Raw genomic sequence first — 18896 nt, forward strand, 5'->3', positions numbered from 1 at the left:
GGAGGTAAATGTAATGACAATGACAGATCCGATTGCAGATATGCTGACACGCATTCGTAATGCAAACATGGTTCGTCACGAGAAATTGGAGCTTCCGGCTTCCAACGTGAAAAAAGACATCGCTGAAATCCTGAAGCGCGAAGGTTTCGTACGTGACGTAGAATATGTTGAAGATGATAAACAAGGCATGATCCGCATTTTCCTTAAATACGGTGCTAACAACGAACGCGTCATCACTGGCTTGAAACGCATTTCAAAACCAGGACTACGTGTATACGCTAAAACTGACGAGGTGCCTCGTGTACTAAACGGTCTTGGAATCGCTCTAGTATCGACATCACAAGGTTTGGTAACTGATAAAGAAGCCCGCGCGAAAAAAGTCGGCGGCGAAATCATAGCTTACGTTTGGTAAGAAGCAACAAACGAATGGAGGTGCAACAGAATGTCACGTGTAGGTAAAAAACCAATCGAGGTTCCTGCTAACGTTACCGTTACTATCGGAAACGATAATAACGTAACTGTAAAAGGGCCTAAAGGCGAGCTTGCTCGCTCGTTTAACTCAGATATCACAATCACGCAGGAAGACAATGTTTTGACATTGTCACGCCCATCAGATTCCAAAGACCACCGCACAATCCACGGTACAACCCGTGCATTGCTCGCGAACATGGTTACTGGAGTATCTGAAGGCTTCTCCCGCTCACTTGAACTAGTCGGTGTAGGTTACCGTGCCCAGCTACAAGGCAAGAAATTGGTCTTGAACGTTGGATACTCTCATCCGGTGGAATTCACTCCGGAAGAAGGAATCGAAATCGAAGTACAAGGCAACACGAAAGTCGTCGTTAAAGGAATCAACAAAGAGATGGTCGGAGCACTTGCTTCAAACATCCGTGCTACTCGCCCACCAGAGCCGTATAAAGGCAAAGGTATCCGTTACGAAGACGAAAAAGTTCGCCGCAAAGAAGGTAAAACAGGTAAATAATGCTGCTTAGGCAGGCTGAAAGGAGTGACCTCAGTGATTACGAAACTCGATAAAAACGCATCCCGTAAAAAACGTCACGCTCGCGTACGTTCTAAAATCACGGGAACAGCTGAACGTCCACGTTTGAACGTTTTCCGTTCAAACAAATACATCTACGCTCAATTGATCGACGATGTAAACGGCGTAACGCTTGCTAGCGCATCATCTGCAGATAAAGATTTTTCTCTTGAAACAAAAGGCAACGTCGAAGCGGCTGCTCAAGTCGGCGAAACGATTGCAAAACGCGCAGTAGAAAACGGCTTGAAATCAGTTGTTTTTGACCGCGGTGGTTATCTATATCACGGCCGTGTGAAAGCTTTGGCTGAATCTGCTCGTGAAAACGGCTTAGAATTCTAAAAGAAGGAGGGACCCATATAATGCGTCGTATTGATCCAAACAAACTTGAACTTGAAGAACGCGTAGTTACGATTAACCGCGTAGCGAAAGTTGTAAAAGGTGGACGTCGTTTCCGTTTCTCCGCATTGGTTGTTGTAGGCGACAAAAATGGTAAAGTCGGTTTTGGTACTGGGAAAGCACAAGAAGTTCCAGAAGCAATCCGTAAAGCTATTGAAGATGCGAAGAAGAACTTAATCGAAGTACCTATGGTTAAAGGTACTACTCCACATCTAGTGACCGGGCGCTTCGGTGCCGGCTCGATTCTTATCAAACCTGCTTCACCAGGTACTGGTGTTATTGCTGGTGGTCCTGTTCGTGCGGTATTAGAGCTTGCAGGAGTACAAGACATCTTGTCTAAATCTCTTGGTTCTAACACACCGATCAACATGGTCCGTGCTACTATCAACGGTTTGACTCAACTGAAGAGCGCTGATGAAGTTGCAAAACTTCGCGGTAAAACTACAGAAGAGTTATTCCAATAAGGGAGGGAAATTACATGGCTACTAAACTAGAAATTACCCTCACTAAATCCGTGATCGGTTCAAAGCCGACACAACGTAAAACAGTCCAGTCACTAGGCCTGCGCAAAATGCATCAGACAGTTGAGCACCAAGACAACGCGGCAGTTCGCGGAATGCTTGATAAAGTCGCTCACTTAGTTACTATTAAAGAAGTTTAATCCCTGATTTCTATAGAAGGAGGTGCCAACCACATGAAACTTCACGAATTAAAACCAGCAGAAGGTTCACGCAGCTCACGCAAGCGTATCGGACGCGGAATCGGTTCAGGTACTGGTAAAACAGCCGGTAAAGGCCACAAAGGTCAAAAAGCCCGTTCAGGCGGCGGTGTCCGTCCAGGATTCGAGGGTGGTCAAAACCCATTGTTCCGTCGTTTGCCGAAGCGTGGATTCACGAACATCAACCGTAAAGATTACACTGTTGTAAACCTTGACGTGTTGAACCGTTTCGAAGAAGGCACAGAAATTACACCTGCATTGTTGATCGAAACAGGTGTTGTGAGCAAGGAGCGTTCTGGTATCAAGATCCTTGGTAACGGAAGCTTGGACAAGAAATTGTCTGTACAAGCCCACAAATTCTCTGCATCAGCTAAAGAAGCTATTGAAGCTGCCGGCGGTCAAACCGAGGTGCTTTAATGTTTCAGACAATCTCTAATCTTATGCGCGTATCTGATATTCGAAATAAAATTTTCTTTACTTTAGCAATGCTCATCATCTTCCGTATCGGGACATTCGTTCCGGTGCCGAACGTTGATGCGTCAGTACTCCAAGCTACTGATCAGATGGGTCTGATCGGTTTCTTGAATACTTTCGGTGGAGGCGCCCTTGCCAACTTCTCGATTTTGGCGATGGGAATCATGCCTTATATCACAGCATCGATCATCGTGCAGCTTCTGCAAATGGATGTTGTGCCGAAATTTGCTGAGTGGGCGAAACAAGGTGAAGTCGGAAGACGGAAACTTGCTCAATTCACTCGTTACTTTACAATTGTTCTTGCATTTATTCAGGCGATCGGTATGTCTTATGGATTTAACCAAATGTACGGAGGTACATTGATTCAAGATGATTCGATTGCGACTTACGTGGTAATCGCCATCGTACTGACAGCAGGAACAGCATTTCTATTGTGGCTTGGTGAGCAGATCACGGCAAAAGGCGTGGGGAACGGTATTTCGATTATCATCTTCGCAGGGATTGTCGCTGCAGTACCAGGAGCAATTAACCAACTTTATGCGCAGCAGATCCAAGGGGCTGGCGACCAGCTTCCGGTCAATATTGCCATCATGGCATTGCTCGCACTCGCAGTTGTTGCAATTACTGTATTGGTCATTTACGTCCAACAAGCGTTGCGTAAAATCCCGATCCAGTATGCCAAACGTGTCGCTGGCCGTGGCCAGAGCTCAACTGGGCAGCAAACGCATTTACCTTTGAAAGTAAACGCGGCCGGAGTTATCCCGGTAATCTTTGCTGTGGCGTTCATCATCACGCCGCAAACCATTGCTTCTTTCTTTGGAGCCAACGCGTTTACGGAGGCAATCCAGAATACGTTTGATTACACGCGTCCTGTCGGCATGATCATTTATGTCGCCTTGATTATTGCATTCACGTATTTCTATGCATTCATTCAGGTCAACCCTGAAAACGTAGCGGATAACTTGAAAAAGCAAGGTGCATACATTCCGGGAATCCGTCCGGGTAAAAATACGCAAGATTATTTAACAAGTGTGCTTTACCGTTTAACTTTTGTGGGAGCTATCTTCCTATCAGTTATCTCGGTTCTGCCAATCTTCTTCATCAATATCGCAAACCTGCCTCAATCTGCACAGATTGGCGGCACCAGTTTGCTGATCGTCGTCGGGGTAGCCTTGGAGACAATGAAGCAATTGGAATCGCAGCTTGTGAAACGTCATTACAAAGGCTTTATGAAATAATCAATGGAGAGGAACGTGAAAGCGTTCCTTATCCACTTGTCTGAGGGGGCAAAACGTATGAATATTGTGTTGATGGGTCTACCAGGTGCCGGCAAAGGCACGCAAGCAGACGAAATTGTCAAGAAGTACGACATCCCTCATATTTCGACAGGCGATATGTTCCGTGCAGCTATCAAAGGCGGTACGGCATTGGGCCTGGAAGCAAAGTCGTTCATGGATCAAGGTGCCTTGGTGCCTGACGAAGTGACGATCGGTATCGTCCGAGAGCGACTCAGCCAACCGGATTGTGAGAGAGGCTTCCTATTGGATGGCTTTCCACGCACAGTTCCTCAGGCTGAGGCGCTGGAATCTCTTCTGGCTGATCTTGGCAAACGAATCGAGCATGTCGTAAACATCCAAGTTGAACAAGACGAATTGATTGCACGTTTAACAGGCCGTTGGATTTGTAAAGTTTGTGGAACTGCTTACCATACTGTATTCAATCCTCCTGCTGTTGCAGGTGTGTGCGATAAGGATGGCGGAGAGCTCTACCAACGCGAAGACGATAAGCCTGAAACCGTCACGAAGCGTTTAGAAGTTAACATGCAACAAACTCAACCGCTTCTTGACTTCTATGAAGACAAGAACGTGTTGACCAATATAGATGGACAGCAGGACATTGATAAAGTATTTGCTGACATTGATGCTCTTCTAAAGGGCGACCGAGGTTAAGTCCCGGCGCCGGGCGCAGCTAGTTGCCTCCATGTGGCTTTAAGGAGCACCGGAGATATGAATTTTCGAGAGCTGCAAAAGCAAATAAGGCTTGATTATATGAAACCGGTGAGGCTCGTTGCTCCGTGCAATTCCGCACCGGAGGTAGTATAATGGGTTTCGTGGAAGCATCTGTGTAACGGGTTTGGAACTCATCCAAGGCAGTCCGGGCAGTCGAGGATACGTGGGTCAGACTGGCTCAACCGGAACCCCCGAACTCCGCTGTCATAAGTGGGGAGAGGAACCCGGAGAAGGTCTTTCAAATGTCACTCATGAATTCCTGGTGAATGGATAAGAATTATTCAATCAGCAAATACTGTTTGAAGATGAGTACCTGATTTGTATACAGAAGGGAGACTGGGTCGATGGCGAAAGACGATGTAATTGAAATCGAGGGAACAGTCATTGAGACTTTGCCCAACGCGATGTTTAAAGTGGAGCTTGAAAATGGCCATACGATTCTTGCGCACGTATCAGGCAAGATTCGCATGCATTTCATCCGCATTCTGCCAGGAGATAAAGTAACAGTAGAACTTTCTCCTTACGATTTAACACGCGGTCGCATCACATACCGTTTTAAATAATCTTTTGCACTCCGGACTACTAAGGAGGTTGGGTTAGATGAAAGTGAGACCATCTGTTAAGCCGATCTGCGAAAAATGTAAAGTTATTCGCAGAAACGGTAAAGTAATGGTAATCTGTGAAAATCCGAAACACAAACAAAGACAAGGTTAATAAAGAAGGAGGTGCATCGCACACATGGCACGTATTTCTGGTGTTGACATTCCGCGCGACAAACGCGTTGTAATTTCATTGACTTATATCTACGGTGTTGGGAAAACGACTGCTCAGAAAGTTCTTTCTGGTGCTGGTGTTTCTGAAGAGACTCGCGTTCGCGATCTTACAGAAGACGAGTTGAACAATATCCGTGAACAATTGGATCAGTACAAAATCGAAGGTGACCTTCGCCGTGAAGTTTCCATGAACATCAAACGTTTGATGGAAATCGCTAGCTTCCGTGGTATCCGCCACCGTCGCGGTCTTCCGGTTCGTGGTCAAAATACGAAGAACAACGCGCGTACGCGTAAAGGTCCTCGTAAAACTGTAGCTAACAAGAAAAAATAATCAGTAAAGGAGGTTGTTTCTTAACATGGCACGTAAACAACAAACTCGTAAGCGTCGTGTGAAAAAGAATATCGAATCCGGTATTGCTCACATCCGCTCAACATTCAATAACACAATTGTTACGATCACTGATATGCAAGGTAACGCAGTATCATGGTCTTCGGCTGGAGCTCTAGGATTCCGTGGTTCACGTAAATCTACTCCATTCGCTGCCCAAATGGCTGCTGAAACTGCTGCAAAAACTTCTATGGAACACGGTTTGAAAACTTTGGAAGTAACTGTTAAAGGTCCTGGTTCAGGTCGCGAAGCTGCTATCCGTGCGCTTCAAGCTGCTGGATTGGAAGTTACTGCAATTAGAGACGTAACTCCAGTTCCTCACAACGGCTGCCGCCCGCCAAAACGCCGTCGCGTATAATCGTTGGTCTGAGTAGGATTTTTGAACATCACGACTTACTAAATGTGTTCTGAATCGTAGCGAAAGTCTGTGACTATCGAATTCTTATGCAACGAAAATACCGACGTTTTGAAGGAGGGTAAACTGAATGCTCGAAATAGAAAAACCAAAAATTGAAACGGTTGAGATCGACAGCAATGCCAAATACGGCAAATTCGTTGTTGAACCCCTTGAGCGTGGATATGGTACCACTTTAGGTAACTCCTTACGTCGAATCTTACTTTCATCTTTACCGGGCGCAGCTGTTACTTCGATCCAAATTGATGGCGTTTTGCATGAATTCTCCACTGTCGAAGGTGTAGAAGAAGATGTTGCCTCTATCATTTTGAACATCAAGAAGCTCGCTTTGAAAATTTACTCTGACGAAGAAAAAGTCATTGAAATTGATGTAAAAGGTGACGGAACGGTTACGGCTGCAGATATCACTCACGATAGTGACGTGGAAATTCTGAATCCGGATCTATATATTGCGACAATCGCGAAAGACGGCCACTTGCGCATGCGCATGTATGCTAACCGCGGCCGTGGATATGCCCGTGCAGATCAGAACAAACGTGAAGATCTTCCGATCGGCGTTATCCCGATTGACTCTATTTATACGCCAGTTTCACGCGTCAATTTCCAAGTGGAAAATACCCGTGTGGGCCAACTCGCTCATTTCGATAAATTAACCCTCGATGTCTGGACAGATGGAAGCATCGGTCCTAAAGAGGCAATTGCGCTTGGCGCGAAAATTTTCACTGAACATCTGAACATCTTCGTAGGATTGACGGATGAGGCTCAAACAGCTGAAATCATGGTTGAAAAAGAAGAAGACCAAAAAGAGAAAGTGCTTGAGATGACTATCGAAGAGCTTGATCTTTCTGTTCGTTCTTATAACTGCCTGAAACGTGCCGGCATTAACACTGTCCACGAATTGGCCAACAAGTCGGAAGACGACATGATGAAAGTTCGCAACCTCGGACGCAAATCACTTGAAGAAGTGAAAGTGAAGTTGGAAGATCTAGGTCTTGGCCTTCGTAAAGAAGACTGATTGCCCGGTTCTTTCTGAACTATTCAACAAAGGAGGGAAACTTCAATGAGAAAACTTCAACGTACAAGTTCTCAACGTAAAGCGCTTTTGCGTGACCTTACGACTGACCTAATCGTTCACGAACGCATTCAGACAACTGAAGCACGTGCAAAAGAAGTCCGTTCAACTGTAGAAAAAATGATCACGCTTGGTAAGCGCGGAGACATCCACGCACGCCGTAAAGCTGCAGCATACATTCGCCGTGAACTCGTGACTTCGACTGACGAAGAAGGCAACGAAAACACAATCTTTGCTTTGCAAAAATTGTTTGATGATGTAGCACCACGTTACGCTGACCGTCAAGGCGGCTACACGCGCATCATGAAAATGGGGCCTCGTCGCGGAGATGGCGCACCAATCGTAATTATTGAATTGGTTTAATCAGTTGAAGAGGGTTCATAGCCCTCTTCTTTTAGCATCATGATTTATACGACAATATGAAAAGCTGAGTGTTATGATGAGCGAGCCTTAGGGCGGCGTCTCGTCTAGCTCTACGCACCTCATTCAACCGGCGGCTTAAGCACCCGCAGGAGCCATAGAGACAGAAAAGCGCATACTCTGAATGAGGTGCGCGCTTTTTTTATTTATTGATCAATTAATTTTCAGTGTTGATATTCCGCAGAAGGGAATATGAGCAGTGCAAATTAAGCGTGGCTAAAGAGTTCCCGTTTTACAGCACATAAGAGCAGAGTAGAGAAAGTTTAGAGGAGGCTTCAACACATGAAAGGAAGCATTTTGTCATTCGAACAAGTGACATTCACATACGCACCGGAAGACAAGTCGGTCAAGCCGGCCGTTTCGGACCTATCGTTCTCGATTGGCGAAGGCGAATGGGTGGCGCTTGTCGGACACAACGGCTCGGGCAAGTCGACAATCGCCAAATTGATGAACGGCTTATTATTCCCGCAGCAAGGAACAGTCAAAGCAATGGGACTGACAATGTCTGAAGAAAGCTTGTGGGACATCCGCTCGCAGATGGGCATGGTGTTTCAAAATCCAGACAACCAATTCGTCGGGGCAACGGTGCAGGATGATGTAGCGTTCGCGCTCGAAAACAACGGCGTTCCTCACGAAGAAATGGTCGTGCGTGTCCGTGAATCTTTGCAGCAAGTGAAGATGGCGGACTATCTCGATCATGAACCGCATCACCTATCGGGCGGGCAAAAGCAGCGTGTGGCGATTGCCGGGGCACTTGCTTTGCGCCCCCGCCTGCTCATTTTGGATGAAGCTACATCGATGCTCGACCCTCAAGGGCGCCGGGAAGTGATCGAGACAATCCGCGAATTGCGTGAAGCAACAGGCCTGACTGTGCTGTCGATTACCCATGACCTTGAGGAAGCGGCACTCGCTGACCGTGTGCTGGTGATGAATGCCGGGCATAAACAAATGGAAGGCACTCCCGATGAAGTGTTTTCCTCGGGTGAAGAGCTGACCGAAATGGGGCTGGACTTGCCGTTTGCGATGCGGATGGCCGGTTTACTGAAACAAGCCGGAGTGCCGATGACCGGTGAATCTATGACAGAACATGAGCTGGTGGAGGAATTATGGACATATTACTCAAGCAAGTAGGATATAGCTACGCGAAAGATACCCCTTTTGAAAAGCGGGCGCTGACGGATGTCACGCTGCACATACCATCGGGCTCTTACACAGCGATCATCGGGCACACGGGTTCCGGGAAATCGACCGTGCTGCAGCATTTGAATGCCTTATTGCAGCCGACTGAAGGCAGTGTACTGATCGGCGAGCGGAAAATCGAGGCAGGGACGAAAGCGAAGAACTTGAGGGATGTGCGGAAAAAAGTCGGCATCGTCTTCCAATTCCCGGAGCAGCAGCTATTCGATGAAACGGTCCTGAAAGACATCATGTTCGGCCCGCTGAATTTCGGTGTACCCGAAGAGGAGGCCCGCAGACGGGCAATCGCTTTGGTCGAACAGCTTGGGCTTCCGGAAGGCGTGCTGGAGAAATCGCCTTTTGACTTATCCGGGGGGCAGATGCGCCGCGTCGCGATAGCAGGAGTCTTGGCGATGGAGCCGGATGTTTTGGTGCTGGATGAACCGACAGCAGGACTCGATCCGCGAGGACGCCGGGAAATCATGGATCTGTTTTACCGCCTGCATCAAGAGAAAGGCTTAACGACTGTGCTTGTGACCCACAGCATGGAAGATGCGGCGCGTTATGCGGATACGCTGGCCATCATGCATGGCGGCAAATGCGTCGCCACAGGTGATGTGCGGGACGTCTTCGCCAATGAAGAGCAACTCGGCGATTACCGGCTGGAGCCGCCGCGCACCGTGCGCATGCAGCGGGAGTTTGAAGAGAAAACCGGCTTGACACTCGATGAACTTGCGCTGACTGAAGAAGCGCTGGCACGTTCCATTGCGCAAGCGCTCAAGGAAGGGCGTGAGCCGAAATGATGGAGAAAATGATTTTTGGGCGCTTTATTCCAGGAGATTCGATCGTCCACCGGCTGGACCCAAGAGCAAAAATCCTGTTCGTCTTTTTGTTTATTGCGATCGTTTTTATCGCGAATAATGCCATTACCTATGCGATTTTGCTTGGATTTACCTTGCTCTCCGTATTTTTATCGAAAATTCGGTTGTATTTCTTGATTAACGGCTTGAAACCCGTCTTTATTTTAATGGCCTTCACCTTTTTCCTGCATTTATTCTTTACCGAAGGCGGGGCAGTGCTCTTCAGTTTCGGTTTTGTGGATGTCTATGAAGAAGGATTGCGGCAAGGGATATTCATCTCGATCCGGTTCCTGGTGTTGGTGTTCATGACGAGCATACTCACCTTGACCACTTCTCCGATTTCGATCACGGATGGCATCGAGGTGCTGCTCGGGCCATTCAAGCGCGTCAAACTGCCGGTCCACGAATTGGCGTTGATGATGTCCATTTCACTCAGATTCATCCCGACCTTGATGGATGAAACCGGAAAGATCTTGAAAGCCCAAATGGCACGCGGCTCGGATATCGGCTCAGGGCCCATCAAAGAACGCATTAAAGCCGTTGTGCCGCTATTGATCCCCTTGTTTGTCAGTGCCTTTAAACGGGCGGAAGATCTAGCGACCGCCATGGAAGTGAGGGGCTACCGCGGGGGAGAAGGGCGTACACGCTACCGCCAGCTCAACTGGCGCTTCATGGATACGCTAAGCCTATTGCTGCTCATTGGATTTGCCGGATTGCTCTGGTATTTCCGCACTTGATCAAAAGATACGGCGATTCACCTGAGTTTATGCTTGTGAATAAATTGCCGGATGATTCACTGAAGCTTTATCTTTCAAGCCCGCAAAAAGTGCGAGCCTGAAAGGTGAAAGCTGCATTAAAAGGAGAGACCTCATGAAACGAATGAAAGCGACGATCGCCTATGACGGCAGCGGATTTGCAGGCTACCAAATCCAGCTGAAAACCCGCACCGTTCAACTGGAGCTCTTGCGCGCGTTGAAAGAATTGCATAAAGGCGAACGGGTCGAAGTGGTGGCGAGCGGACGGACGGATTCCGGGGTGCATGCCACTGGGCAAGTGATTCATTTCGACACCCCGTTCTCCATGCCGAAAGAGTCCTGGGTGCGTGCGCTCAATGTGCGCCTGCCCCAGGACATCCAAGTCTATGATATCGAAGAAGCGGATGTGGATTTCCATGCCCGCTACCACGCAAAAGGGAAAATTTACCGTTATAAATGGAACCGCAGCAAACTCATCAACCCATTCAGCCGCAACCATCTCGTCCATGTACCGCAGCAAATCGATGTGGCACGCATGGAAAAAGCGGCCCAAGCGTTTATCGGCACGCATGATTTTTCAAGTTTTTGCGCGGCAAACACCAATGTCGTCGATAAAGTAAGAACGATCTGGAGAATTGATTTTGAAGAGCATGGCGAGGAATTGCATATGGTCATCGAAGGATCCGGTTTCCTCTATAATATGGTGCGCATTATTGCAGGCACTTTGCTCGAAGTCGGGTTAAATAGAAGAGAACCGGAAGAACTGGCCGAAATCATTGCCGCCTGTGACCGCGACGCTGCCGGCAAAACCGCCGCAGCACACGGTTTATACTTGGAAAAAGTGCATTACTGAAGGCGAAGCAACTTTTCCAGGTGTTTTTCTAAATATCCTTGACTTAAAGCGTAATCCGTTATATGATGATGTATGGTATTTTCATTACCCCCACGATATGCCCCGGAAGGTTATTTGTGTTAAGGGATAAGGAAAACACGGAACAACGGAACCAACATGGAACACTTGGAACTGAATTCTAAAAAAAAAGAGACGATTCATTAGGAGGACAATATACATGCGTACAACATTCATGGCTAAAGGTCACGAAGTAGAGCGTAAATGGTTGGTTGTCGATGCAGAAGGGCAAACTCTTGGACGTTTGGCTTCTGAAGTCGCTTCAATCTTGCGCGGGAAATACAAACCAACATTCACACCGAACGTCGATACTGGCGATCACGTCATCATCATCAATGCTGACAAAATCCACTTGACTGGTAAAAAACTTACCGACAAAATCTACTACCGCCACACGCAATACACAGGCGGACTTAAGCAGCGCACAGCTCTTGAAATGCGCACGAAATATCCTACAAAAATGCTTGAACTAGCGATCAAAGGCATGCTTCCAAAGAACTCTTTGGGCCGCCAAACATTCAAGAAATTGCATGTATACGCTGGACCAGAGCACAACCACCAAGCACAACAGCCTGAAGCTTACACGCTTCGCGGATAATAATCAGTAAATAAGAGGAGGATACACCTTTGGCACAAGTTCAATATATCGGTACAGGTCGCCGTAAAAACTCAACAGCTCGCGTACGTTTGGTACCAGGAGATGGTACGATCACAATCAACAACCGTGACGTATCTGACTACGTTCCATACGAAACGCTTGAGCAAATCATCAAACAACCACTAGTAACTACTGAAACTCTTGGTAGCTACGATGTATTGGTAAACGTAAAAGGCGGCGGGTTCACTGGACAAGCCGGCGCAATCCGTCACGGAATCGCACGCGCTCTACTTACAGTAGACCCAGAATTCCGCGGAGCACTTAAATCTGCTGGATTCCTAACACGTGACCCACGTATGAAAGAACGTAAAAAATACGGTCTTAAAGCGGCACGTCGCGCACCTCAGTTCTCAAAACGTTAATTTTACCTTTCAAAAGCACTTTCCGGTTTTCCGGAAGGTGCTTTTTTGTGTTTTGGCGAAGCTTATAACAAACCGAAAAGGAGTGGATGGAATGAACCGCATTAATTTGATCTGCCTGGGCGTTCAGGACATGGAAAGGTCTGTGAAGTTTTACCGGGATGAACTGGGCTTTCAAACGAACGAAACGAGCGATAAACCGGATATCATTTTCTTCAATACTTCAGGCACGAAATTGGAGCTATATCCTTTAGAGGAATTGGCAAAAGACATCGACGCAGAACATCCACCGGTGAAAAGTGGATTCTCTGGAATCACCTTGGCCTATAATGCCAAATCCCGCGATGAAGTGGACCAAGTCGTGGAATTGGCCAGAAAAGCAGGAGCGGTGATCGTGAAAGAACCTGTTGATGTCTTTTGGGGAGGGTATTCGGGTTATTTCCAAGACCCTGACGGATATCACTGGGAAGTTGCATATGGCCCTGATTTCACATTTGATGCACACGACATGCTCGACTTCGACCGCAATGAATAGAGGCATAGAAGATGCCACGCAGCGAAAAGCCTGAATGGATTTAAAAACGCTTTCACTATGTTATACTGGACTGTAGCAAAAGTGATAAGGAGTGTAGTGGAATGTTAAGTGAAACACAAGTGCGAGAAGCAGTCGGAGCTCTAGAAGATCCGTTTTTACATAGAACCCTGTCGGAAACAAACGGCATCTTGTCGGTAAAAATCAAAGAAGAGAAAAAATACGTCAGTGTGAAATTGGCGATCGCCAAAACGAATACACCGGAACAAATGCAGCTTCAAATGAAAGTCGTGGACGCCATCAAGGGAGTTGGCGCTGACTCTGTCGGCATCCGCTTCGAAGAATTGCCGCCCGAAGCCTTGGCGCAGTTCCGCGGAACCGCGAACGAGTCTGAAGCACAGGATCTACTGTCTCCATTGAACAAAGTCGAATTCATTTCCATCGCCAGCGGTAAAGGCGGCGTCGGCAAATCGACCGTTTCCGTCAACTTGGCGATCGCGCTTGCGCGTGCAGGCAAAAAAGTTGGGCTCGTTGACGCAGATATCTACGGCTTCAGTGTGCCGGACATGATGGGCATCGATAAAGCGCCAGTTGTCCGGGGCGATACAATCATTCCCGTCGAGCGATTCGGCGTCAAAGTGATTTCCATGGGCTTCTTCGTCGAAGATAATATGCCTGTCGTATGGCGTGGCCCAATGCTCGGGAAAGTCTTGGATCAATTCTTCCGCGATGTGGAGTGGGGAGATCTTGACTATCTTCTATTGGACTTGCCACCAGGAACAGGGGACGTCGCACTCGATATCCATCAAATGCTTCCGGCTTCCAAAGAAATCGTTGTCACCACTCCGCACCCGACAGCTGCATTCGTTGCAGCCCGAGCAGGAGCGATGGCTTTGCAAACCAATCACGAAGTATTGGGAGTCGTCGAGAACATGTCGTGGTTTGAAAGCCAAGGATCCGGCAAAAAAGAATACATCTTCGGAAAAGGCGGCGGGGCAAAGCTTGCAGAAGAGTTACAAGCGCCATTGCTCGGACAGATTCCGCTTGGCCAGCCGGACTGGGATGAAAATGATTTCGCTCCATCTGTTTACGCAGAAAATCACCCAACCGGAAAGATTTATGGAGAGATTGCCCAACAAGTCCTCCAGCAATTCGCGAATAAAGAGAACAAGCAATAAAACATATCATCCGGAAACCGGCTTTCGGTTTCCGGATTTTTATATAGGCAGTAAAAGACTTTCAAGGTTTGTTCACAACTCCTCCTGCAGATAGAAGGGTTTGTTGATACAATCGAAAGGAACTTTAAATTAACGGAGGCAATACACGTGACTATACGAAATTGGGTTAAGTTTGCATTGACTGCATTATTGATAGGCGGAGGGATTACCGGGCTTCTCGGAATTTTCATCCGCTGGAACGATGTCTTCGCCGAAGCTGCGCAAAACGGGCAGTGGGGAGAATTCATTGCAGGTTTTGTCTGGATGATCGTCGTCGGCATGACGATGAGCTTGATTGCACAGATGGGCTTCTTCGCCTATTTGACGATTCACCAGTTCGGCCATAATATGTTCCGCTCGCTTAGGCTGTGGAATTGGGTACAGCTCTTGATCATCGCCATCGTCATCTTCGACTTGATTGTGTTCCGTTTCCTGCCGAACGTCGAGACGGGGGGGCAAGGCTTCCTTTATGGAACACTTCTATTCATTTTATTGGCGGTCTCGCTGACAACGGCGTATTTCAAAGCGAAATGGACAGCGAAGTCAGCATTCATTTCAGCGTTGTTCTTCATGATTGTCGTTACGACACTGGAATGGCTGCCGGCTTTAATGGTAAGAGCGGGTAATGTAGACAGCTGGGTAACCTTGTTGTTGTTCCCATTGCTTGCAGTGAACGCTTATCAACTTCTCGCCTTGCCGAAGTATAACGAGAAGTCTGAAGAGGACCGTTTGAAACTTGAAGCGCGCCGGGCTGCGAGAAAAGCACAGGCTGCTGAAGGAAAGAAATGATTTTTCAGAAAAGTTCCGCTTTCTGTCTTTAGGGCAGGGAGCGGGATTTTTTGTTTTAAATGACTTTTTCGTCTACAGCAAGAAACGCTTTGCCTATAGGGTTTAGAGGGTGTTTTGAATAGATTTTAAGAAGCTAAAAAGTTCTTTTGAAAAAAGTTTGGTAAATGCGTTGACATATATTTAAACATGCTTTAATATAATAAAAGTCGTCAGGAACGACAGCAAACATGAACCTTGAAAACTGAACAGCAAAACGTCAACAATACAGCCGCGAGTGATCGCGGCAAACTTACTGATCAGCTTCGGCAGATCAAGCGAATCGCGCGTCTTTCGGGACGGCGATACGCCAGCAACTATTGAGCAATCAATACTACTCTATAATGGAGAGTTTGATCCTGGCTCAGGACGAACGCTGGCGGCGTGCCTAATACATGCAAGTCGAGCGGAACCATTGGAGCTTGCTCCTTTGGTTTAGCGGCGGACGGGTGAGTAACACGTGGGCAACCTGCCCTGCAGATCGGGATAACTCCGGGAAACCGGTGCTAATACCGAATAGTTTGCGGCCCTCATGAGGCTGCACGGAAAGACGGTTTCGGCTGTCACTGCAGGATGGGCCCGCGGCGCATTAGCTAGTTGGTGAGGTAACGGCTCACCAAGGCCACGATGCGTAGCCGACCTGAGAGGGTGATCGGCCACACTGGGACTGAGACACGGCCCAGACTCCTACGGGAGGCAGCAGTAGGGAATCTTCCGCAATGGACGAAAGTCTGACGGAGCAACGCCGCGTGAGTGAAGAAGGTTTTCGGATCGTAAAACTCTGTTGTGAGGGAAGAACAAGTACCAAGTAACTACTGGTACCTTGACGGTACCTCACCAGAAAGCCACGGCTAACTACGTGCCAGCAGCCGCGGTAATACGCTAGGTGGCAAGCGTTGTCCGGAATTATTGGGCGTAAAGCGCGCAGGCGGTCCTTAAGTCTGATGTGAAAGCCCACGGCTCAACCGTGGAGGGTCATTGGAAACTGGGGACTTGAGTGCAGAAGAGGAAAGTGGAATTCCACGTGTAGCGGTGAAATGCGTAGAGATGTGGAGGAACACCAGTGGCGAAGGCGACTTTCTGGTCTGTAACTGACGCTGAGGCGCGAAAGCGTGGGGAGCAAACAGGATTAGATACCCTGGTAGTCCACGCCGTAAACGATGAGTGCTAAGTGTTAGGGGTTTCCGCCCTTAGTGCTGCAGCTAACGCATTAAGCACTCCGCCTGGGGAGTACGGCCGCAAGGCTGAAACTCAAAGGAATTGACGGGGCCCGCACAAGCGGTGGAGCATGTGGTTTAATTCGAAGCAACGCGAAGAACCTTACCAGGTCTTGACATCCCGCTGACCGCCTAGGAGACTAGGCTTTCCCTTCGGGGACAGCGGTGACAGGTGGTGCATGGTTGTCGTCAGCTCGTGTCGTGAGATGTTGGGTTAAGTCCCGCAACGAGCGCAACCCTTGATCTTAGTTGCCAGCATTCAGTTGGGCACTCTAAGGTGACTGCCGGTGACAAACCGGAGGAAGGTGGGGATGACGTCAAATCATCATGCCCCTTATGACCTGGGCTACACACGTGCTACAATGGACGGTACAAAGGGCTGCAAACCCGCGAGGGAGCCAATCCCAGAAAACCGTTCTCAGTTCGGATTGCAGGCTGCAACTCGCCTGCATGAAGCCGGAATCGCTAGTAATCGCGGATCAGCATGCCGCGGTGAATACGTTCCCGGGCCTTGTACACACCGCCCGTCACACCACGAGAGTTTGTAACACCCGAAGTCGGTGGGGTAACCCTTACGGGAGCCAGCCGCCGAAGGTGGGACAGATGATTGGGGTGAAGTCGTAACAAGGTAGCCGTATCGGAAGGTGCGGCTGGATCACCTCCTTTCTAAGATATATATCGGAACCGAATTCTCACGAATCGGGGTTGACGTTTGCGTTCAGTTTTGAAGGTTCACTCCGCAAGGATTGACTTTCGAACTTGTTCTTTGAAAACTGGATAGATCGACATTGATTAAGAAACAAGCATCAAGTAGCGTGATCGCTTTGCGATCAACTTATTTTTGACCATTCAGTGGTTAAGTTAATAAGGGCGCACGGTGGATGCCTTGGCACTAGGAGCCGAAGAAGGACGGCACTAACACCGATATGCCTCGGGGAGCTGTAAGTGAGCTGTGATCCGGGATTTCCGAATGGGAAACCCACTGTTCGTAATGGGGCAGCATCCATGTGTGAGATACATAGCACATGAGAAGGCAGACTCAGGGAACTGAAACATCTAAGTACCTGAAGGAAGAGAAAGCAAATGCGATTCCCAAGTAGCGGCAGCGAAACGGGATCAGCCCAAACCAGAAGGCTTGCCTTCTGGGGTTGTAGGACACTCTATGCGGAGTTACAAAGGAATGGATTAAGCGAAGCGACCTGGAACGGTCCCCAAGACAGGGTAATAGCCCCGTAGCTGAAAGTTCATTCCCTCCAGAGTGGATCCTGAGTACGGCGGAACACGAGAAATTCCGTCGGAATCCGGGAGGACCATCTCCCAAGGCTAAATACTCCCTAGTGACCGATAGTGAACCAGTACCGTGAGGGAAAGGTGAAAAGCACCCGGAAGGGGTGAAATAGATCCTGAAACCGTGTGCCTACAAGTAGTTAGAGCCCGTTAATGGGTGATGGCGTGCCTTTGTAGAATGAACCGGCGAGTTACGATTGCATGCAAGGTTAAGGTGAGAAGCCGGAGCCGCAGCGAAAGCGAGTCTGAATAGGGCGAATAGTATGCAGTTGTAGACCGAAACCAGGTGATCTACCCATGTCCAGGGTGAAGCTAAGGTAACACTTACTGTGGAGGCCCGAACCCACGCACGTTGAAAAGTGCGGGGATGACCTGTGGGTAGGGGAGAAATTCCAATCAAACCTGGAGATAGCTGGTTCTCTCCCGAAATAGCTTTAGGGCAGCCTCAAGATAGAGTTTCCTGGAGGTAGAGCTACTGTTTGGACTAGGGGCCCACCGGTTACCAATTCAGACAAACTCGAATGCCATAAAATTTTGCTTGGGAGTGAGGGCATGGGTGATAAGATCCATGTCCAAGAGGAAACAGCCCAGACCACCAGCTAAGGTCCCCAAATATATGTTAAGTTGAAAGGATGTGAAACTGCTTAGACAACCAGGATGTTGGCTTGGAAGCAGCCATTCATTTAAAGAGTGCGTAACAGCTCACTAGTCGAGCGGTTTTGCATGGATAATAATCGGGCATAAACATATTACCGAAGCTATGGATTTGTTATTAAATTAATTAAGTGGTAGGGGAGCGTTCTATTTGCGTTGAAGTCAGACTGGAAGGACTGGTGGGCGCGGATAGAAAAGAAAATGTAGGCATAAGTAACGAAATAAAGGGTGAGAATCCCCTCACCGAAAGCCTAAGGTTTCCTCAGCGATGCTAATCAGCTCAGGGTTAGTCGGGACCTAAGGCGAGGCCGAAGGCGTAGTCGATGGATAACAGGTTAATATTCCTACCACCTTCTTATAATTGCGATGGGGGACGCAGTAAGGAAAGCACCGCGAACTGACGGAATAGTTCGTTGAAACATGTAGCTATTGGAACAGTAGGTAAATCCGTTTCTATATGATCAAGGTGAAATGTGATGTACAACAAATCTTTGCGTTGATAGTGTGATTAAAGGCTTCCAAGAAAAACCTCTAAGAGGCAGATTATAAGAACCCGTACCGTAAACCGACACAGGTAGTTGGGATGAGAATTCTAAGGTGAGCGAGTGATTCATGGCTAAGGAACTAGGCAAAATCGACCCGTAACTTCGGGAGAAGGGTCGCCCATCTTCGGATGGGCCGCAGTGAAAAGGTCCAGGCGACTGTTTATCAAAACACAGGGCTTTGCTAAATTGAAAGATGA

General features: G+C 48.1%; 23 protein-coding genes and 2 rRNA genes (1 of these 25 cut by a window edge). All 25 read left to right on the forward strand.

Features of this window, described 5'->3' with window-relative positions; genetic code table 11:
• The first annotated feature begins 13 nt into the window (after nt 1-13).
• Entirely contained in the window at nt 14-412 is a 399-nt protein-coding gene (rpsH, locus tag CW734_RS01920) for a 30S ribosomal protein S8 (protein ID WP_058382152.1), read from the forward strand.
• Nucleotides 413-442: 30 nt separating this feature from the next.
• A complete protein-coding gene (gene rplF / locus CW734_RS01925) occupies nt 443-982 on the forward strand; it encodes a 50S ribosomal protein L6 (RefSeq protein ID WP_101189201.1) in 540 nt (179 codons plus the stop codon).
• A 33-nt stretch (nt 983-1015) separates the two neighbouring features.
• Nucleotides 1016-1378: a 50S ribosomal protein L18 gene (gene rplR / locus CW734_RS01930; protein ID WP_058382150.1), complete on the forward strand. Its 363-nt coding sequence runs from the start codon at nt 1016-1018 to the stop codon at nt 1376-1378.
• A gap of 20 nt (nt 1379-1398) precedes the next feature.
• A complete protein-coding gene (rpsE, locus tag CW734_RS01935) occupies nt 1399-1899 on the forward strand; it encodes a 30S ribosomal protein S5 (protein WP_058382149.1) in 501 nt (166 codons plus the stop codon).
• A gap of 14 nt (nt 1900-1913) precedes the next feature.
• Nucleotides 1914-2096 (forward strand): 50S ribosomal protein L30, encoded by a 183-nt coding sequence (rpmD, locus tag CW734_RS01940; RefSeq protein ID WP_058382148.1) that lies wholly within the window; start codon nt 1914-1916, stop codon nt 2094-2096.
• 33 nt (nt 2097-2129) lie between these two features.
• Nucleotides 2130-2570, forward strand: coding sequence for a 50S ribosomal protein L15 (gene rplO, locus CW734_RS01945; RefSeq protein ID WP_058382147.1), 441 nt, complete (start codon nt 2130-2132; stop codon nt 2568-2570).
• Nucleotides 2570-3865, forward strand: coding sequence for a preprotein translocase subunit SecY (gene secY / locus CW734_RS01950; protein WP_101189202.1), 1296 nt, complete (start codon nt 2570-2572; stop codon nt 3863-3865). Before rplO ends, secY begins: the two co-directional genes overlap by 1 nt.
• Nucleotides 3866-3922: 57 nt before the next feature.
• Nucleotides 3923-4576, forward strand: coding sequence for an adenylate kinase (locus tag CW734_RS01955; RefSeq protein ID WP_101189203.1), 654 nt, complete (start codon nt 3923-3925; stop codon nt 4574-4576).
• Between the two features lie 404 nt (nt 4577-4980).
• On the forward strand, nt 4981-5199 hold the full coding sequence (infA, locus tag CW734_RS01960) for a translation initiation factor IF-1 (protein WP_050613653.1): 219 nt from the start codon (nt 4981-4983) through the stop codon (nt 5197-5199).
• Nucleotides 5200-5236: 37 nt separating this feature from the next.
• Nucleotides 5237-5350 carry a 50S ribosomal protein L36 gene (gene rpmJ / locus CW734_RS01965; RefSeq protein WP_006828951.1) on the forward strand — a complete coding sequence of 38 codons (114 nt, stop codon included), beginning with the start codon at nt 5237-5239 and terminating at the stop codon, nt 5348-5350.
• Between the two features lie 24 nt (nt 5351-5374).
• Nucleotides 5375-5740, forward strand: coding sequence for a 30S ribosomal protein S13 (gene rpsM / locus CW734_RS01970; RefSeq protein ID WP_058382144.1), 366 nt, complete (start codon nt 5375-5377; stop codon nt 5738-5740).
• Nucleotides 5741-5765: 25 nt separating this feature from the next.
• Nucleotides 5766-6155, forward strand: coding sequence for a 30S ribosomal protein S11 (gene rpsK, locus CW734_RS01975; protein ID WP_058382143.1), 390 nt, complete (start codon nt 5766-5768; stop codon nt 6153-6155).
• Between the two features lie 127 nt (nt 6156-6282).
• The gene (locus CW734_RS01980) at nt 6283-7227 is read left to right on the forward strand and encodes a DNA-directed RNA polymerase subunit alpha (protein ID WP_058382142.1); all 945 of its coding nucleotides are present in this window, start codon (nt 6283-6285) and stop codon (nt 7225-7227) included.
• 45 nt (nt 7228-7272) lie between these two features.
• A complete protein-coding gene (rplQ, locus tag CW734_RS01985) occupies nt 7273-7647 on the forward strand; it encodes a 50S ribosomal protein L17 (RefSeq protein ID WP_058382141.1) in 375 nt (124 codons plus the stop codon).
• A gap of 339 nt (nt 7648-7986) precedes the next feature.
• Nucleotides 7987-8835, forward strand: coding sequence for an energy-coupling factor ABC transporter ATP-binding protein (locus CW734_RS01990; RefSeq protein ID WP_101189204.1), 849 nt, complete (start codon nt 7987-7989; stop codon nt 8833-8835).
• Nucleotides 8811-9683, forward strand: coding sequence for an energy-coupling factor ABC transporter ATP-binding protein (locus CW734_RS01995; protein ID WP_101189205.1), 873 nt, complete (start codon nt 8811-8813; stop codon nt 9681-9683). Before CW734_RS01990 ends, CW734_RS01995 begins: the two co-directional genes overlap by 25 nt.
• Nucleotides 9680-10477 carry an energy-coupling factor transporter transmembrane component T family protein gene (locus CW734_RS02000; RefSeq protein WP_101189206.1) on the forward strand — a complete coding sequence of 266 codons (798 nt, stop codon included), beginning with the start codon at nt 9680-9682 and terminating at the stop codon, nt 10475-10477. Before CW734_RS01995 ends, CW734_RS02000 begins: the two co-directional genes overlap by 4 nt.
• Before the next feature lie 133 nt (nt 10478-10610).
• Nucleotides 10611-11348, forward strand: a complete 738-nt coding sequence (gene truA / locus CW734_RS02005) for a tRNA pseudouridine(38-40) synthase TruA (RefSeq protein WP_101189207.1) — start codon at nt 10611-10613, stop codon at nt 11346-11348.
• 217 nt (nt 11349-11565) lie between these two features.
• Nucleotides 11566-12003 carry a 50S ribosomal protein L13 gene (rplM, locus tag CW734_RS02010; RefSeq protein WP_058382136.1) on the forward strand — a complete coding sequence of 146 codons (438 nt, stop codon included), beginning with the start codon at nt 11566-11568 and terminating at the stop codon, nt 12001-12003.
• A gap of 29 nt (nt 12004-12032) precedes the next feature.
• Nucleotides 12033-12425 carry a 30S ribosomal protein S9 gene (gene rpsI / locus CW734_RS02015; RefSeq protein WP_058382135.1) on the forward strand — a complete coding sequence of 131 codons (393 nt, stop codon included), beginning with the start codon at nt 12033-12035 and terminating at the stop codon, nt 12423-12425.
• 91 nt (nt 12426-12516) lie between these two features.
• Nucleotides 12517-12957 (forward strand): VOC family protein, encoded by a 441-nt coding sequence (locus tag CW734_RS02020; protein WP_101189208.1) that lies wholly within the window; start codon nt 12517-12519, stop codon nt 12955-12957.
• A gap of 101 nt (nt 12958-13058) precedes the next feature.
• A complete protein-coding gene (locus tag CW734_RS02025; protein WP_101189209.1) occupies nt 13059-14132 on the forward strand; it encodes an Mrp/NBP35 family ATP-binding protein in 1074 nt (357 codons plus the stop codon).
• 147 nt (nt 14133-14279) lie between these two features.
• Nucleotides 14280-14960 (forward strand): KinB-signaling pathway activation protein, encoded by a 681-nt coding sequence (locus CW734_RS02030; RefSeq protein ID WP_101189210.1) that lies wholly within the window; start codon nt 14280-14282, stop codon nt 14958-14960.
• A gap of 377 nt (nt 14961-15337) precedes the next feature.
• Nucleotides 15338-16879: ribosomal RNA gene (locus tag CW734_RS02035) — 16S ribosomal RNA — on the forward strand.
• Between the two features lie 188 nt (nt 16880-17067).
• Nucleotides 17068-18896: ribosomal RNA gene (locus CW734_RS02040) — 23S ribosomal RNA — on the forward strand; it runs 1055 nt beyond the window's last position.
• The 16S and 23S rRNA genes sit together here, the layout of an rRNA operon.

Source organism: Planococcus sp. MB-3u-03 (assembly GCF_002833405.1).
In the GTDB taxonomy this organism is placed as follows: Bacteria; Bacillota; Bacilli; order Bacillales_A; family Planococcaceae; genus Planococcus.

What these genes read in the sequence shown, in the direction of transcription:
- CW734_RS02000 (WP_101189206.1), top strand. Translation starts at nt 9,680, where the DNA reads ATGATGGAGAAAATGATTTTTGGGCGCTTTATTCCAGGAGATTCGATC.
- rpsE (WP_058382149.1), top strand. Translation starts at nt 1,399, where the DNA reads ATGCGTCGTATTGATCCAAACAAACTTGAACTTGAAGAACGCGTAGTT.
- rplO (WP_058382147.1), top strand. Translation starts at nt 2,130, where the DNA reads ATGAAACTTCACGAATTAAAACCAGCAGAAGGTTCACGCAGCTCACGC.
- CW734_RS01955 (WP_101189203.1), top strand. Translation starts at nt 3,923, where the DNA reads ATGAATATTGTGTTGATGGGTCTACCAGGTGCCGGCAAAGGCACGCAA.
- infA (WP_050613653.1), top strand. Translation starts at nt 4,981, where the DNA reads ATGGCGAAAGACGATGTAATTGAAATCGAGGGAACAGTCATTGAGACT.
- CW734_RS02020 (WP_101189208.1), top strand. Translation starts at nt 12,517, where the DNA reads ATGAACCGCATTAATTTGATCTGCCTGGGCGTTCAGGACATGGAAAGG.
- CW734_RS02025 (WP_101189209.1), top strand. Translation starts at nt 13,059, where the DNA reads ATGTTAAGTGAAACACAAGTGCGAGAAGCAGTCGGAGCTCTAGAAGAT.
- rpmJ (WP_006828951.1), top strand. Translation starts at nt 5,237, where the DNA reads ATGAAAGTGAGACCATCTGTTAAGCCGATCTGCGAAAAATGTAAAGTT.
- truA (WP_101189207.1), top strand. Translation starts at nt 10,611, where the DNA reads ATGAAACGAATGAAAGCGACGATCGCCTATGACGGCAGCGGATTTGCA.
- rpsH (WP_058382152.1), top strand. Translation starts at nt 14, where the DNA reads ATGACAATGACAGATCCGATTGCAGATATGCTGACACGCATTCGTAAT.
- rpsK (WP_058382143.1), top strand. Translation starts at nt 5,766, where the DNA reads ATGGCACGTAAACAACAAACTCGTAAGCGTCGTGTGAAAAAGAATATC.
- rpmD (WP_058382148.1), top strand. Translation starts at nt 1,914, where the DNA reads ATGGCTACTAAACTAGAAATTACCCTCACTAAATCCGTGATCGGTTCA.
- CW734_RS01990 (WP_101189204.1), top strand. Translation starts at nt 7,987, where the DNA reads ATGAAAGGAAGCATTTTGTCATTCGAACAAGTGACATTCACATACGCA.
- rplQ (WP_058382141.1), top strand. Translation starts at nt 7,273, where the DNA reads ATGAGAAAACTTCAACGTACAAGTTCTCAACGTAAAGCGCTTTTGCGT.
- rplM (WP_058382136.1), top strand. Translation starts at nt 11,566, where the DNA reads ATGCGTACAACATTCATGGCTAAAGGTCACGAAGTAGAGCGTAAATGG.
- rplF (WP_101189201.1), top strand. Translation starts at nt 443, where the DNA reads ATGTCACGTGTAGGTAAAAAACCAATCGAGGTTCCTGCTAACGTTACC.
- CW734_RS01995 (WP_101189205.1), top strand. Translation starts at nt 8,811, where the DNA reads ATGGACATATTACTCAAGCAAGTAGGATATAGCTACGCGAAAGATACC.
- rpsM (WP_058382144.1), top strand. Translation starts at nt 5,375, where the DNA reads ATGGCACGTATTTCTGGTGTTGACATTCCGCGCGACAAACGCGTTGTA.
- secY (WP_101189202.1), top strand. Translation starts at nt 2,570, where the DNA reads ATGTTTCAGACAATCTCTAATCTTATGCGCGTATCTGATATTCGAAAT.
- CW734_RS01980 (WP_058382142.1), top strand. Translation starts at nt 6,283, where the DNA reads ATGCTCGAAATAGAAAAACCAAAAATTGAAACGGTTGAGATCGACAGC.